Raw genomic sequence first — 15,208 nt, forward strand, 5'->3', positions numbered from 1 at the left:
GCGACGGCTGCCACGACCTACTCAGTCCGTGTTCGTGCTACGCGCAGCCCTGCGCTGCGGTCGCCGTTCCCGGACCACGGCGGCGATCCGTTCGGCGGCCTCGGCGGCCTTCTCGTGCTCCCAGACCCGGACCGCCAACCAGCCGGCCTCGGCGAGGCGGGCATCCGTGTCGCGGTCCCGCGCGCGGTTCTTCTCGATCTTCTCCCGCCAGAACTCGGCGTTGTTCTTCGGCCACGTCGCGTGCTCGGGGCAGGCGTGCCAGAAACAGCCGTCGACGAAGACCGCGACGCGCGAAGGACCGAAGACGATGTCCGCCTCTCGGCGCACCCCCGTGAGTGGCCTGCGGTGTTTCCGGAAGCGCAGTCCGGCGGCGTGCAGGGTGCTGCGGAGCACCACCTCGATCTTCGTGTCGTGGCTGCGTTGTTTGCTCATCCGATCGCGGGTCTCGGGCGTGGTCTCCAGGGAGTGCATGGTCCCATTCTGGCGCGGAGCACCGACAGGATCGCGGGCGGCCGCGGTGGGCGGTACGACGCGCGGCCGGGGGCTGCCGGGATACGGTGCCGGGCGCGGTTACGCTCGGCAGCGGTGAGTGCGGTGAGCCGCCGCACCCCGGATCGATGGCAGGAGGCCACGTCGTGTCCCGCGTGCGAGTCCACAACTTCTCGATCTCCCTCGACGGCTACGGCACCGGGGAGGGCCAGAGCCTCGACCAGCCGTTCGGCCACGCCGGGACGCGGCTCCACCAGTGGTTCTTCGGGACCCGGACGTTCCGCGAGATGCAAGGGGCCGAGGGCGGCAGCACGGGCGTCGACGACGCCGTGGCGCGCGCGTGGGGTGAGGGCATCGGGGCGGAGATCATGGGACGCCGCAAGTTCGGCCCCCAGCAGGGGCCTTGGGAGGACCACGACTGGACCGGCTGGTGGGGCGCCAACCCGCCGTTCCACACCCCGGTGTTCGTCCTCACCCACCACCCGCGCCCGTCCGTCGAGATGGACGGCGGAACCACCTTCCATTTCGTCGACGGCACCCCGCACGAGGTGCTCCACCAGGCGCGCGAGGCCGCGGGCGGCCTGGACGTGCGGATCGGCGGCGGCCCGAGCACCGTCCGCGCCTTCCTCGCCGCGGACCTGGTCGACCACCTCCACGTCGTGGTCGTCCCCATCGTCCTCGGCCGCGGCGAGCGCCTGTGGGACGGCCTGGAGGGCCTGGAGGAGCGCTTCCAGGTGGAGTCGGTCACGACCCCGAGCGGCGTCACGCACGTGACGTTCACGCGGCCGTAGGGGCGACGGCCGGCCCGGATTCAATTCGGCCGGGGGAGCGCGCGTGCCCGGTACGGTGGGGGCTGACGTGGTCAACGGGCTTGCGGGGCAAGGGGCGTGTGGAGGGTGTCGGCGTGGTGAGTGGGACGGGGCCTGTGGAACTGCTCGGGGACTACCGGGCGCGGGGAGCGGTCGAGGCGGCGGACGTCGAGCGGGCGCGCGGGCTCCTCGGGAGCGGCGTGGACGCGTGGGACCGCGGGACGCCGCTGCACTTCACGGCGTCCGCGCTGATCGTGCACCCGGAGAGCGGGCGGGTGCTGCTGCGGTGGCACGTGCGGCAGCAGGCGTGGCTGCACGTCGGCGGGCACGGCGATCCCGGGGAGACGGAGGCCCTGGCGGTCGCGCTGCGGGAGGGGCTGGAGGAGACCGGGCTGACGGACCTCGCGCCCTGGCCCGACGCGGCGCTCGTGCACGTCGCCGTGGTGCCGGTGCCCGCCTCGACCCGCGAACCGGCGCACGAGCACGCGGACCTGCGCTTCCTGCTGGCCACCGCGACGCCCGAGGCCGTACGGCCGGAGAACCCGCAGTCGCCGCTGGAGTGGCTCACCGTGGCGCAGGCCCGGGAGCGGACCACGGAGGCGAACTTCCGGGAGACGATCGACCGCGCCGGGCGGCTGCTGGGGGCCTGAGCGCGGTGCCGGGCGGCCGGGAAAATCGGGTGGCGGGCGGAAGCGGAACGGGTAGCGTCGGGCGTCCTGCCGTACATGTGAGGTGGATCAGTGGAGCAGATGCTCAAGGGCCAGACGCTCGTCTTCGACGCCGACGACACACTGTGGGAGAACAACGTTCTCTTCGAGCGCGTCATCGACGGCTTCATCGACTGGGTGGCCGCTCCCGGGGACGAGGCGCGGACGAGGGCCCTGCTCGACGGTATCGAGGCGCGGAACGTGGCGGCGCACGGCTACGGCTCCGAGGTGTTCCGGCTGAGCCTGCGCGAGTGCCTCCAGGAGGTCCGCGGCCGGGTGGCGACGGATGAGGACGACGCCCGGATCACCGAGCTGCTACGGCCGTTGACGGACCGTCGGGTCGAGCTGATCGAAGGCGTGGCCGAGACGCTCGCCGCCCTCGCCCCGCGCCACGAGCTGCTGCTGCTCACCAAGGGGGCGGTGGAGGAACAGCAGTGGAAGGTGGACGCCTCCGGCGTCGCCCACCACTTCCGGAGCGTCCACATCGTGCCGGAGAAGGACGAGGACACCTACCGGCGGCTCACCGCCGAGCTCGGCCTGGACGCCGGCCGCACCTGGATGATCGGCAACTCGCCCAAGTCGGACATCCTGCCCGCCGTCCGTGCCGGGCTGAAGGCCGTCTTCATCCCGCACGAGCACACCTGGGTCATGGAGCACGAGGAGCTGCGACCCGAGGACGCGACGCTGCGACTGGCGCGCTTCGACGAGCTGCTGCGGCACTTCTGACGTGAGGTGAAGACATCGGGGACGGCCCTCCTCCCGCACCAGGGGGGCCGTCCCCTTTCGCATGCCCGCGGAGCGCCCGGTAGTGGGGTGGGGGCGGTCGGATAGGGGTTCATCGCTGTGTCGGGGCGGTCGGTCCCGGATCCACTGCTGCGCGTGATGGCGCGGAACGGATACGAGGAGACGGGTAGTTGAGGACAGCGACGGAGGAGTGGAGGCACCGGTTCCACCCGGCCGACGGCGCTGCGGCCAGGGCGCCGCCCCACGAGGGCCGACCGCCGACCGGGGCCTGTCGCCGCCGGCGCGCGGAACCGACGGGTTACAGTCGGCCGCATGCGCCTCAGCACCGTGATCCTCCCCGTCCACCGGTGGGGCGAGGGACGGAAGCTCTGGCGGCGGGCCGAAGAGCTCGGCTTCCACGCCGCCTACACCTACGACCACCTGTCGTGGCAGTCGTTCCGCGACGAACCCTGGTTCGGCGCGCTGCCCACCCTGACGGCGGCGGCCACCGCGACCGAACGCATCCGCCTCGGGACCCTCGTCACCAACCCCAACTTCCGCCACCCGGTCACCCTGGCCAAGGAGTTGATCACGCTCGACGACGTCTCGGGCGGACGGCTCACGGTCGGCATCGGCGCCGGCGGGACGGGCTTCGACGCGCAGGTGCTCGGGCACGAGGAGTGGTCCCCGAAGGAACGGGCCGACCGCTTCGGCGAGTTCGTGCCCCTCCTGGACGCGCTGCTGCGCCGGGACGCGACCACGCGGGACGGCCGCTACTACGCGGCCGTCGAGGCCCGGAACATCCCCGGCTGCGTCCAGCGCCCGCGCGTGCCCTTCTGCGTGGCCGCGACCGGCCCGCGCGGGCTGAGGCTCGCCGCCCGGTACGGCCAGGGCTGGGTCACCTGCGGGGACCCGGCCGACCCGGACGTCCCGGCGGAGCGGGCCCCGGGCGTCGTCGCCGCACAGCTCGCGAAGCTCACCGCCGCGTGCGAGGCCGAGGGGCGGGACGCGGCCTCGCTCGACCGGCTGCTCCTCCAGGGCTTCACCGGCGAGCGGCCGCTCGACTCACTCGACGCCTTCGTCCAATGGGCGGGAACGTACCGGGAGTTGGGGATCACCGAGCTGGTCGTGCACTGGCCGATCCCGGACTCGTGCTTCGCCGCCGACCTCGCCGTGTTCGAGCGCATCGCCACCGAGGGCCTGGCCCAGCTGGGGTGAGCGCTTTCGGGGGCGGCCGACGGCGGAAGCCACCTGGGGTGGCCAGGTGGCTTCCGGGGGGTGGGGCTGCGGGCTGGGGGCTGCGGGCGGGGGCTGGGGCTCAGGCGAAGTAGGTGCTGGTGGGGTTGGTGAAGCCCTGGCCGATGATCACGCTGTTGCCGAAGGGCATGGTGTTCATGCCGTTGTCGTTGTGCCAGGCGCGGAGTGTGCTGGCGGGGTCGTTCTGGGGGTTGCCTGCGGGCTGGTCGTAGATGAGATCGGTGCGTCCGTCGCCGTCGAGGTCGGCGAGGTGGACGCGGGTGGGGTCGGTGAAGCCTTGCCCGATGATCAGGCTGTTGCCGAAGGGGGCGGTGGTGAAGCCGTTGTCGTTGTGCCAGGCGCGGAGTGTGCCGTCGGCGTCGTTCTGGGGGTTGTTTGCGGGCTGGTCGTAGATGAGGTCGGTGCGTCCGTCGCCGTCGAGGTCGGCGAGGTGGACGCGGGTGGGGTCGGTGAAGCCCTGGCCGATGATCAGGCTGTTGCCGAAGGGGGCGGTGGTGAAGCCGTTGTCGTTGTGCCAGGCGCGGAGTGTGCCGTCGGGGTCGTTCTGGGGGTTGTTTGCGGGCTGGTCGTAGATGAGGTCGGTGCGTCCGTCGCCGTCGAGGTCGGCGAACTTGACGCGGGTGGGGTCCATGAAGCCCTGGCCGATGATGACGGAGTTGCCGAAGGGCATGGTGTTCATGCCGCCGTCGTTGTGCCAGGCGCGCAGGGTGCCCTCGGGGTCGTTCTGGGGGTTGCCTGCGGGCTGGTCGTAGATGAGGTCGGTGCGTCCGTCGCCGTCGAGGTCGGCGAACTTGACGCGGGTGGGGTCCATGAAGCCCTGCCCGATGACGGCCGAGGTGTCGAACGGCATCTGGGCGAACCCGGCCGCGTTGTGCCAGGCCGTGAGCGTCCCGTCCGCCGAGTCGCTCACCACCGACGCCCGGCCGTCACCCGCCAGCGAGGCGGAACCGCCCCCCGATACCCGGGCGGCGGCGGCCTGCGCCGCTGCGAGGTAGGTCCTGTAGGCGTTGTTGTGGACCCAGGTCGTGCAGATCGTGGAGTCGTAGGTCGACCACGGGCAGAAGTTCGTCCCGTGCTTCGATATCTCCCAGGCCGCGTTGGCGTTGCACTGCGGGTCGAAACGGCAGTTCGGGTCCTGGGCCTGGGGATGGACGGTGTTGATCTGCCAGAGCCCGTAGTCCACCGTGCCGTTGGAGTTCACGTGGCTAGCCTGCGGGTTGCAGTGCGACTCGGCCATGGCGACGGCGATCGCGGTGACGAGGGTGTCGCGGCTGAAGCCGGCCTGCTTGGCGACCTGGGCGCAGAGGTCTATCCCGGTGGCGGCGGTGGCGTTCGCGGTGGCGGAGGCCGGGGCGGCGGCGCCGAAGGCGCTGGACGAAAAGGCGAGCACGGCAAGGGACTTGGCGGCGAAGCGGGTGGCGCGGGAACGGAGGGAGAGCATGACGGAACTCCTGTCGGCGAGGTATCGGCTGATGGCATGGGCGGGGGCGGCGGCTTCGGGTGAGGCCGCCGCCCCGGGTGCTCGGCTGGGGGCTCAGGCGAAGTAGGTGCTGGTGGGGTTGGTGAAGCCCTGGCCGATGATGATGGAGTTGCCGAAGGGCATGGTGTTCATGCCGCTGTCGTTGTGCCAGGCGCGCAGGGTGCCGTCGGCGTCGTTCTGGGGGTTGTTCGCGGGCTGGTCGTAGACGAGGTCGGCGCGTCCGTCGCCGTCGAGGTCGGCGAACTTGACGCGGGTGGGGTCCATGAAGCCCTGGCCGATGATCACGCTGTCGCCGAAGGGGGCGGTGGTGAAGCCGTTGTCGTTGTGCCAGGCGCGCAGGGTGCCGTCGGGGTCGTTCTGGGGGTTGTTCGCGGGCTGGTCGTAGATGAGGTCGGCGCGTCCGTCGCCGTCGAGGTCGGCGAGGTGGACGTGGGTGGGGTCGGTGAAGCCCTGGCCGATGATGACGGAGTTGCCGAAGGGCATGGTGTTCATGCCGCCGTCGTTGTGCCAGGCGCGCAGGGTGCCGTCGGCGTCGTTGAGGGGGTTGTTCGCGGGCTGGTCGTAGACGAGGTCGGCGCGTCCGTCGCCGTCGAGGTCGGCGAACTTGACGCGGGTGGGGTCCATGAAGCCTTGGCCGATGATCACGCTGTTGCCGAAGGGCATGGTGTTCATGCCGCCGTCGTTGTGCCAGGCGCGCAGGGTGCCCTCGGGGTCGTTCTGGGGGTTGCCTGCGGGCTGGACGTAGATGAGGTCGGTGCGTCCGTCGCCGTCGAGGTCGGCGAACTTGACGCGGGTGGGGTCCATGACGCCCTGGCCGATGACGGCCGAGGTGTCGAACGGCATCTGGGCGAACCCGGCCGCGTTGTGCCAGGCCGTGAGCGTCCCGTCCGCCGAGTCGCTCACCACCGACGCCCGGCCGTCACCCGCCAGCGAGGCCGGCAGGCGGCTGTTGGTCAGACCGACCGGGCTGACGAAGACGGTGGGCTGGGTGTGCCAGTCGTGCCAGTCCTCGAATTTGACCCAGCTGGTTTCGAGGTTGTTGCTGCCCTCGTTGCCGCCGATGGTCTGGATCATGTTGCCGTCCGCGGAGACTCCGATGACGATCTGCACGTGCGAGATGGCCGCCGTCTTGTGGACGGCGGCGTCGCCCACGTGCGGGGTGTTCGAGGTGGTGTTGTTGCGGGTCCCGTAGTCCTTGAAGCTCTGCACGGAACTGCCGAGGCCGCTCAGGTTCTCCACGCCGGCGTCGCGCCAGATCTTGAGGGCGAAATCGGCGCACCACTCCTCGGACGGGAAGCCCAAGTCCGTGCGGTGCTGCCCGATGTGTGCTCGGGCCTGGGTGACGATGGCGGAGCCGGGCGTGCCGGCCTCGGCCGGTGACACGGTGGCGGTGAACAGGGCTCCGGCGACGGCGACGGCGGCGAGTGCGGCGGCGAGGCGGCGGGAAACGGCGGTCATTTTCCGGGTGTCCTTTCGGAATTCGTCCAGGGCGGTGCGACCGGGCGGCACGGAAGAGCCGGTCCGGGCGGTTTCGGGCACGGTGGAGCGATATTTGGTCGGACTTGCGAAATGCGACGGAAAGAAGGGGAGTTCAGAGAATCCAGGGCGCCGGAATGTCGCCGGCGACGCGCCAGCCGTGCAGCGCGGGGGATTCGGCGAGAATGCGCGCACACATCGCGTGCGCCGCGGTGCGGGCGGCGGCGGCGTTCTCGGCGCTCACGAAGGCCGCGACGTCGAACCGGTGTGCGGTGCCGCGCACCCGCAGGTGCTCCAGGCCGTCGCAGGGCCGGGCGTGCCGCCGGATGAGGGCGGCGAGGGCGGTGTCGGTCAGATGCGGGCGCGTCGGGTGCGGCGGGCCCGGTGGGGTGAAGTGGTCGGTGTCAGCGGTCCGGCCGGTCGCCACCAGTCGGACCGTGACCAGGTACAACGGGCTCAGCCCTGCGGTGCGGCCGGCGCCTGCGGTGTGGTCGGGGTGCCGGCGGGCGTGTCCGCCGGAGTCGGGTCGGGGGTGGCGGCCGGGGTCGGGTCCGGGTCGGCTGCCGGGGTCGGCGCGCCGGACGGCAGCGGCTTGGAGCAGCCTCCGACGCAGCCCCACTCCGCCCCGCCGACGGGCGCCCCGGCGGCGGTGTGGATGCGGACCTCCGCCGGCGCCCGGCCGGTCGTCCCGTCCGCCGCGCCGCCCGCGACCGCGCTCGCCGCGGTACCGGCGATGGCGACAGCGGCGGCAACGGCGAATCCCGCGATGACGGTCCTCATCTTCGACATGACTATTCCCCTCATGAACGGTCGGCGGATTCCGGGGAATTCCACCGTGGCTGGTGTGAGCGCCTGATCGATCCGGAATTCCCGCTTCCCGCGTTCCGTCCCGGTCGCCCGCTCCGACGGGAATTACTCTGCCTGCCCGCCCGACTGCTGTCACGGTCGGCGGCGGTTCAGCAAGCGGCCTGGCCGCATCCTGACAGTAAGTCGTTGCCGGGGCTCCCCGCCGGGCGCACAATCGTGGTGACCGAGCCGCGGGGGAGCGGCGTAGCGGAATCAACTCGGGGGAGTGTCAGGGATGTTGGAGCCTTTGGGGCTGTCGTCCGACGGTGAGCGGGTCTACCGGACTCTGCTCGCCCAGCCGAGCTGGAAGCTCACGGACATCGCCGCCCACCTGACACTGACAGATCGTCATGTCAGATCGGCGTTGGACGAGCTGGCCGATCTTGCGCTCCTCCGCCCGGCCGGCGGCCCGGCCGACGAGCTGCTGCCGATCAGCCCGTCGGTCGGGCTGGCCACCCTGCTCGCCCGCGCCGAGGCCGAACTCGCGGACCGGCAGCGCCGGATCGAGGCCACCAGGGCGGCCGTCGCCACGATCGCCGCGGAACACGACGGCGCCCGCGCCCGGGAGTCGATCACCCGGCACGAGGGGATCGAGGCGGTCCGCGCGAGGATCGAGGAACTCGCCGCCGCCACCCGCACGGAGATGGTGTCCCTCAATCCCAACAGCGCCCAGACGCCGGACGCGAAGGCCGCGAGCAAGCCCCTCAACCAGCAACTGCTGGAACGCGGCGTCGCGATCCGCTGCATCTACCAGGACAGCTTCCGGAACGACCCCGCCACCCTCGCCGCGGCCCGGTGGCTGGCGGAGCTCGGCGGACAGACCCGGACCGTGCCGACGGTGCCCCTGCTGATGATCGTCATCGACCGGGAGACCGTCCTCGTCCCCATCGACCCCGCCAACAGCCGCCTCGGAGCCCTCGAACTCCGCAGCCCCGGCGTGGTCACCGCCGCCTACGCCCTCTTCGAGCAGACCTGGCTGAACGCGACCCCGTTCGGCGAGAGCGCGACTCGTGACGGGAACGAACTCACACTCCAGGAAAGGGAGATCATCAAGCTCCTGGCCGACGGGCACACCGACGAGATCGTCGCCCGCAGGCTCGACCTATCCACCCGTACCACGCGCCGCGTCGTCGCCGAACTGATGGGCCGCCTCGACGCCCGCAGCCGCTTCCAGGCCGGCCTGCGCATCGCCGAACGCGGCTGGCACCGCTGACGGGCGAGGGCCCCGGGGCCGTGCGCCCCGGGGCCCTCGTCGCCGGTCCGTCGCCGGTCCGTCCTCGGTCCGTGCCCGGCTCGTCTTCCGGTGCGTCTCCCGGGCTCGTCCTCAGGCGAGGTCCGCGCCGTACACGTGGTCGACCGTCATGGTGACGAGCACCCGCCGGTCCGCCACCATCACCGCCCGGTACTCGTTCCAGTCCGGGTGCTCCCCGGCGGCCGTCCGGTAGTACGCGACGAGCGCCTCGACCTCGGGCCCGTGCGGGTCCGTCCCCGGCCCGGTGAGCGTGACCGTCCCCTCCGCCGTGGCCCACGAGCGGCCGTCCGGCCCGGTGACCTCCAGCGCGGCCCGCGGATCGCGCCGCAGGTTCGCGGTCTTCGCCCGACCGTCGGTCGTCGAGACGAGGACCACCCCGGCCGCCCGGTCGAAGTACGGCAGCACGGGCGACAACTGCGGCCGCCCGTCCCCCTTGATCGTCGCGAGCACCCCGAGCCTGCTCGCCTCCAGCAACGCGTACGGGTCGAACCCAGTGTCGGTCATGGGCTCATGGTGCCCCCTCACACCGGTGTGAAGGTCAACCCCGGCGGGGCGTGTCGCCCCGGTGCGCGGGCTCGGCCGACCCTGCCGATCGGCACATTTCTCCGTCGGGGGTGCAGCTAGGTGCACCCGAACCCTGCAGAAAGGCACATCCCTTCGCCGGCGCGGGCGGCCTAGCGTCGATCCCGGGGCCATCGGTGTGCGGTGGCCGGGGCCGAGGAGACGGGAGTGCGCGGATGGGGGCGGTCCGTGGGCCGGCACTGCGGTTGTCGGGGCTGCGCAAGCGGTTCGGGCGGACGACGGCCGTGGCCGGGGTGGAGCTGAGCGTGCCGAGCGGGTCCTGCTTCGGGCTGGTGGGTCCGCGCGGGGCCGGCAAGAGCACCGTGCTGGCGATGGCGGCGGGCCTGGTGCGGCCGGACAAGGGCACGGCGGAGGTCTTCGGGGCGGACGTCCGGACGGATCCGCAGCGCGCCCGCCCGGCGGTCGGGCTGGTGCCGGACTTGGTGGCCCTGCCGCCGTGGCCGCGGGGGCGCGAACTGCTCTCCTCACTCGGCCGGTTGTGCGGCGAGGAGGGGCCGGTGGCCGAGGCCCGCGCCGGGGCGCTGCTCGCCCTGCTCGAACTCGACGGCGCGCAGCGGGCGTCGCCGCCGGAGTACGATCCCGGGCTGCGCAAACGGATGGGGCTGGCCATCGCGCTGGTCCACGCCCCCCGACTGCTGCTGGTGGACGAGCCGTTCGACGCGGTGGACGCGCGGTCGGCGGCGGTCATGGGGGCCGTCCTGACGCAGTTCGTCGCGGCCGGCGGCTCGGTGCTGCTCGCCGGTGCGGCCGTGGCACCGGTCGAGCGGCTCTGCGACCACGCGGCGGTGATGATCGGCGGGAGCGTCGTGGCGAGCGGACCGATGGCACCGGGCGGTGACGGACTCGCGCGTGTGGTGGACGAGTTGTCCGGAGGGGAGCGGATCCCGCCGAGGGCCCCGGCCTGACCGGGCGCGTCCGTCCGGCCGTCCGGTCGGCCGGACGGACGGACGGACGCGCAGTGCGTGCGGAGCCAGGAGGAGCAGGAGCACCAGCGCGGGCCCTGCCAGGACGGCCGTGCACAGGAAGAATCCCAGCGCGATCCCGCCGACGTCCCCGTGGTCGCACCCGCCCGCGGTCCGGCATGCGGGCGCCCGTCGCCATGCGGATCAGCAGCAGCACGTAAAAGGGTGTCGTACAACACACGAGGCAGCGCGCCGCCGCCTGCGCGAGCCACCGCGTCTCCGCGAGGACGCGCTGCCCGGCGTTCCGGCGGGCGCAGCCGCCCAGCAGGATCAGCAGGGCGGGAGCGCCCATCGCCAGGCACGCGCTGCGGACGTTCCGCGTGCCGTAGCGGTAGCCGTACAGCCCGAGCGCGAGGGCGGGTTGGGCCAGGACGGCCGTCGGCACCGGCGCCCCGAAGGCGTGCTCGACCGCCCGTCGCCCGCCGCCTTCGACGACCTGTCTCCACCGTTTCTCCCTCCGCCGATTCCGAACGCGTTCACGGAGAATTGAACGCGTTCAAATTAGAGCCGTGAGGGTCGCCCGGTCAGCGCCGGCCGGGGGAGGCCGCCGGATCGAAAATCCGCGAAGCTACCATGTGGGCAACACCCTCAGCTCGAAAGATGGACTTGTGACTGTCAACGACGACGTGTTCACGGACTGGAAGAACCGCGAGGAGATCGCGGAGTCGATGATCCCGATCATCGGGCGGCTGCACCGCGAGAAGGACGTCACCGTCCTGCTGCACAGCCGTTCCCTGGTGAACAAGTCGGTGGTCAGCCTCCTCAAGACGCACCGCTTCGCCCGCCAGATAGCCGGCGAGGAGCTCTCGGTCACCGACACCATGCCGTTCCTCCAGGCGCTGACCGCCCTGGACCTCGGCCCCTCGCAGATCGACCTCGGGATGCTGGCCAGCACCTACCGGGCCGACGACCAGGGCCTGACGGTGGAGGAGTTCACCGCCCGCGCCGTCGCCGGCGCCACCGGTGAGAACAAGCTGGAGCGCCGGTCCGCCCAGGACGTCGTGCTGTACGGGTTCGGCCGCATCGGCCGCCTCGTCGCCCGCCTGCTGATCGAGAAGGCCTCGGGCAACGGCCTGCGCCTGAAGGCCATCGTCGTGCGCAACGGCGGCGGCGACGACCTCGTGAAGCGCGCCTCGCTGCTGCGCCGCGACTCGATCCACGGCCAGTTCCAGGGCACGATCACCGTCGACGAGGCGAACAACAAGATCATCGCCAACGGCAACGAGATCACCGTGATCTACTCCGACGACCCGACCAAGGTCGACTACACGGAGTACGGGATCAAGGACGCCATCCTGATCGACAACACCGGCCGCTGGCGCGACCGCGAGGGCCTGTCGAAGCACCTGCGCCCCGGCATCGCCAAGGTGGTGCTCACCGCGCCGGGCAAGGGCGACGTCCCGAACATCGTCCACGGCGTCAACCACGACATGATCAAGCCGGACGAGCAGATCATCTCCTGCGCCTCCTGCACCACCAACGCGATCGTCCCGCCGCTGAAGGCGATGGAGGACGAGTACGGCGTCGTCCGCGGCCACGTGGAGACCGTCCACTCGTTCACCAACGACCAGAACCTGCTGGACAACTACCACAAGGCCGACCGCCGCGGCCGCTCGGCACCGCTGAACATGGTGATCACCGAGACCGGTGCCGCCTCGGCCGTCGCCAAGGCGCTGCCGGACCTCAAGGCGAAGATCACCGGCAGCTCGATCCGCGTGCCCGTGCCGGACGTCTCGATCGCCATCCTCAACCTCCAGCTGAAGCGCGAGACGAACCGCGAGGAGGTCCTGGACTACCTGCGCGACGTCTCGCTGACCTCGCCGCTGAAGCGCCAGATCGACTTCATCGACTCGCCCGACGCGGTGTCCAGCGACTTCATCGGCTCGCGCCACGCCTCGATCGTCGACGCCGGCGCCACCAAGGTCGAGGGCGACAACGCGATCCTCTACCTGTGGTACGACAACGAGTTCGGCTACTCGTGCCAGGTCGTCCGGGTCGTCCAGTACATCTCGGGTGTCGAGTACCCGACCTTCCCGGCCCCGGCGGCCTGAACCGCCCGGACCGCGTGACACCGTGACGGCGGTGGGTGGTGGCCTCGTGAGAGGTCGCCGCCCGCCGCCGTTCCGTTTCCCGCCGCCGTGCCGTTTCCCCCGGGGGGGGGGTGAGGCTCCCGGGGTGCTGGGAGTCCCGGGGCGACGGTGGCTCCCGGGGGGTGAGGCCGCCCGCGGCTGGTCCGAGGGCGAACGGCTATCTTGATGGGTCACGGACACCGGGAGGGAGCGGGCGATGGGCAGGATCGGTCGGCGGGCGGCCGCCGTAGTGGCGGTCGGGGTGCTGGTGGGGGTGCTCGGCGGATGCGCGTCGGGGGACAAGGGCACCACCAAGGACGCTGCGGGCAGGGCGAGTTCGGGGTCGAGCGCGTCGGCGGCGGCGGGCGGCGCGGCCGGTACGTCCGGTGCCCAGGCGTCCGGCCCGGCTGCCGCGGGCGGCGCGTCCGACGCGGCCTCGGCGCCTGCACCCGGTGCCGCGACGCCGCCGGCCGCGGGCGCCGGCGGGGCTGTGCCGCCGTCGGCCGCTGGCGGGGCCGGGGCGCCCGGGGCGGACTCGGATGCCGTGTTGCTGGACGACAAGCTGGTCCTCCAGGTGCTGCCGGACGTCAAGACGATGGCCGGGTGGGAGGAGGAGAAGCGGCGCGTCGACACCGCCGACCACGTCACCACCTGCACGGCGGCGGCGCCCTGCACCGGGAAGCCGCTGAGTGGGTCGGTCCGGTTCTCCTCGGGCGACGTGGTGGCCCGGTTCATGATCGACACACTGGCGACCCGGGACGCGGCGAAGGACCGCCTCAAGGAGACGTACGCGTCGTACCGGAGCGGGCCATTCAAGGCCGTGGATGCTGCGGTGCTGGGGAGTGAAAGTCAGGTGTTCCAGGGGCAGTTGGCCGGCAGTGAGGGCGTCGGCATCGTGCTGCGCTCGGGCACGGTGGTGGCGAGCGTGACGACCGAGGGCGGCCCGGTGGACGTCGCGGCGACGCGGCGGTTCGCGGCGATGCTGGTCAAGCGGATCGAGCAGGCGCAGACGGGCAAGACCCCGGACGCGGGACTCGCCACGCTCTGACGGCTCGCCCGGCCGCCCGGCCGCCCGTCGGCCGGCCAGGTCTCCCGGGTCGATCGGATCGCCCGGATCAACCGAAGGTCCGGCGATCCGATCTGACCGCCGGGTGAGCGGGCGGACAACGAACGGCGAACAGATAACAGAATCTGTTCGCTGAAATCTGTTATCTGTTATCTGTCCGTTGTCATCTGTTACCCCCCTCGTCAGGCCCGGTGCGGGCTGCGCGAACGGATGTCGGGTGCGCGTGATATGTACTGCATCTGGGCGGCCACTGTGCGGCCATGCGAGAGATGCCGATCACGTTCGAGGGGGACCACCCGATGCCGCTTTTCCGTCGCCGCTCCGGCGAGGACGCCACGCAGGGCCGGTCCGGCCGCCGCGGGCTCGGGTTCGGGCGCGGGGCGCGGACGGCCGAGCCCGCCGTCCCCGTCCCCGCGGGCCCGGCCCCGGCGCTCGACCCGGCCTTCGGCGACGACGCGGTCCGCGTGATGCTCGGCCAGGCCGCCGCCGGGGACTGGACGGCGCTGCGCCCCGCGCTCGCCGCCGTCGAGGACCAGGCCGACCAGACGTGGATCCTCGGCGCCCTCGCCGACGTCGACGGCGTCGAGGCCTGGACGGCCCGCGCGGTCACCGACCACCCCGACGACGCCCTTCCCCTCCTCCTCTCCGGCGCCCGGCACATCACCTGGGCCTGGGAGGCCCGCACGGGAGCCCGCGCCAAGCACGTGACGGACGAGCAGTGGAAGCTCTTCCACGAGCGCCTGGACACCGCCGAGGAGCAGCTACTGGAGGTCGCCGAGCGCGAGCCCGGCTGGCTGGCGCCGTGGTACTTCCTCCAGATCAGCGCCCGCGGCGCCTCGCTCGACGCGGACGTCGCCACCTGCCGCTTCGAGGCCGCGCTGCGCCGCGCGCCCGGTCACGCCGCCTCGCACCGCCAGCGGCTCCAGCAGCTGTGCGCCAAGTGGGGCGGCTCGCACGACGAGATGCACGAGTTCGCCCGCTCGGCGATGCTCGCCGCCCCCGAGGGGAGCCAGCTCGGCGAGCTGGTCGCGCTCGCCCACCTGGAGCGCTGGCTGGACCTGCCCGACGGCGAGGACCACGCCTACCTCACCAGCCCGACGGTCCTCGCGGAGCTCCAGGAGGCCGCGGCCCGGTCCGTCCTGCACCCGGACTTCACGCCGGCCCGCGGCTGGCAGGCCGCCTTCAACGCCTTCGCGATGGCCTTCTCGCTGGCCGACCAGCGCCAGACCGCGCACCGGCTGTTCGACGCCCTGGACGGCCTCGTCACCGAGTCCCCCTGGCACTACCTGGCCGGCGATCCGGTCGCCAACTTCCGCGCCCACCGCGACCGTTGCGCCCGATAGAACCGGCTGCGACCCACTGACGCCGCGACCCACTGACGGCCACTGACGGCCACGGCCGGCACCCGCCCGCCACCGCCCGCCACCGCGCGCCGCACGCCCGCCGCGCCGTCCGGGCCCCGGACCTCCTCACCCATCCAGCAATCGAAA

The 15,208-nt window shown here is 72.3% G+C and carries 15 protein-coding genes; 9 read left to right on the forward strand and 6 right to left on the reverse strand.

Annotated elements, in window-relative coordinates; genetic code table 11:
- Window positions 1-21: 21 nt before the first annotated feature.
- Window positions 22-471: a very short patch repair endonuclease gene (locus ACFVSN_RS09260; protein WP_387595689.1), complete on the reverse strand. Its 450-nt coding sequence runs from the start codon at window positions 469-471 to the stop codon at window positions 22-24.
- Between the two features lie 164 nt (window positions 472-635).
- On the opposite strand from ACFVSN_RS09260, the gene ACFVSN_RS09265 reads away from it, so the two are divergent.
- The 4 genes from ACFVSN_RS09265 to ACFVSN_RS09280 all read left to right on the forward strand — a co-directional run bounded on the left by ACFVSN_RS09265 (window position 636) and on the right by ACFVSN_RS09280 (window position 3,946).
- Complete coding sequence (locus ACFVSN_RS09265) at window positions 636-1,280, forward strand: dihydrofolate reductase family protein (RefSeq protein WP_387954262.1); 645 nt, start codon at window positions 636-638, stop codon at window positions 1,278-1,280.
- A gap of 134 nt (window positions 1,281-1,414) precedes the next feature.
- A complete protein-coding gene (locus ACFVSN_RS09270; RefSeq protein WP_387954263.1) occupies window positions 1,415-1,948 on the forward strand; it encodes an NUDIX domain-containing protein in 534 nt (177 codons plus the stop codon).
- 99 nt (window positions 1,949-2,047) lie between these two features.
- Window positions 2,048-2,731 (forward strand): HAD family hydrolase, encoded by a 684-nt coding sequence (locus ACFVSN_RS09275; protein ID WP_387954682.1) that lies wholly within the window; start codon window positions 2,048-2,050, stop codon window positions 2,729-2,731.
- A 330-nt stretch (window positions 2,732-3,061) separates the two neighbouring features.
- Window positions 3,062-3,946, forward strand: coding sequence for an LLM class flavin-dependent oxidoreductase (locus ACFVSN_RS09280; RefSeq protein WP_387954265.1), 885 nt, complete (start codon window positions 3,062-3,064; stop codon window positions 3,944-3,946).
- A gap of 100 nt (window positions 3,947-4,046) precedes the next feature.
- On the opposite strand, the gene ACFVSN_RS09285 is transcribed toward ACFVSN_RS09280, so the two are convergent.
- The 4 genes from ACFVSN_RS09285 to ACFVSN_RS09300 form a co-directional block, all read right to left on the reverse strand.
- Entirely contained in the window at window positions 4,047-5,426 is a 1,380-nt protein-coding gene (locus ACFVSN_RS09285; RefSeq protein ID WP_387954266.1) for a transglycosylase SLT domain-containing protein, read from the reverse strand.
- Between the two features lie 93 nt (window positions 5,427-5,519).
- A complete protein-coding gene (locus ACFVSN_RS09290) occupies window positions 5,520-6,923 on the reverse strand; it encodes a CHAP domain-containing protein (RefSeq protein ID WP_387954267.1) in 1,404 nt (467 codons plus the stop codon).
- Between the two features lie 133 nt (window positions 6,924-7,056).
- A complete protein-coding gene (locus ACFVSN_RS09295; RefSeq protein ID WP_387954268.1) occupies window positions 7,057-7,368 on the reverse strand; it encodes a hypothetical protein in 312 nt (103 codons plus the stop codon).
- A 29-nt stretch (window positions 7,369-7,397) separates the two neighbouring features.
- Window positions 7,398-7,730: a hypothetical protein gene (locus ACFVSN_RS09300; RefSeq protein ID WP_380498771.1), complete on the reverse strand. Its 333-nt coding sequence runs from the start codon at window positions 7,728-7,730 to the stop codon at window positions 7,398-7,400.
- A gap of 292 nt (window positions 7,731-8,022) precedes the next feature.
- Between ACFVSN_RS09300 and ACFVSN_RS09305 the strand changes: the two genes are divergently transcribed.
- On the forward strand, window positions 8,023-9,000 hold the full coding sequence (locus ACFVSN_RS09305) for a LuxR C-terminal-related transcriptional regulator (RefSeq protein ID WP_387954269.1): 978 nt from the start codon (window positions 8,023-8,025) through the stop codon (window positions 8,998-9,000).
- Between the two features lie 111 nt (window positions 9,001-9,111).
- Here ACFVSN_RS09305 and ACFVSN_RS09310 read toward each other — a convergent pair whose 3' ends face one another.
- Window positions 9,112-9,543 carry a PPOX class F420-dependent oxidoreductase gene (locus tag ACFVSN_RS09310; protein WP_387954270.1) on the reverse strand — a complete coding sequence of 144 codons (432 nt, stop codon included), beginning with the start codon at window positions 9,541-9,543 and terminating at the stop codon, window positions 9,112-9,114.
- A gap of 233 nt (window positions 9,544-9,776) precedes the next feature.
- On the opposite strand from ACFVSN_RS09310, the gene ACFVSN_RS09315 reads away from it, so the two are divergent.
- The 4 genes from ACFVSN_RS09315 (at window position 9,777) to ACFVSN_RS09330 (ending at window position 15,061) form a co-directional block, all read left to right on the forward strand.
- Window positions 9,777-10,526, forward strand: a complete 750-nt coding sequence (locus ACFVSN_RS09315; protein WP_387954272.1) for an ATP-binding cassette domain-containing protein — start codon at window positions 9,777-9,779, stop codon at window positions 10,524-10,526.
- A 665-nt stretch (window positions 10,527-11,191) separates the two neighbouring features.
- Window positions 11,192-12,634: a glyceraldehyde-3-phosphate dehydrogenase gene (locus ACFVSN_RS09320; RefSeq protein WP_380446290.1), complete on the forward strand. Its 1,443-nt coding sequence runs from the start codon at window positions 11,192-11,194 to the stop codon at window positions 12,632-12,634.
- Window positions 12,635-12,869: 235 nt separating this feature from the next.
- Window positions 12,870-13,700 (forward strand): hypothetical protein, encoded by an 831-nt coding sequence (locus ACFVSN_RS09325; RefSeq protein WP_387954274.1) that lies wholly within the window; start codon window positions 12,870-12,872, stop codon window positions 13,698-13,700.
- 278 nt (window positions 13,701-13,978) lie between these two features.
- On the forward strand, window positions 13,979-15,061 hold the full coding sequence (locus tag ACFVSN_RS09330) for a hypothetical protein (protein WP_387595721.1): 1,083 nt from the start codon (window positions 13,979-13,981) through the stop codon (window positions 15,059-15,061).
- Window positions 15,062-15,208 lie beyond the last annotated feature (147 nt).

The sequence above is a fragment of the Kitasatospora sp. NPDC057904 genome, assembly GCF_042887925.1.
In the GTDB taxonomy this organism is placed as follows: domain Bacteria; phylum Actinomycetota; class Actinomycetes; order Streptomycetales; family Streptomycetaceae; genus Kitasatospora.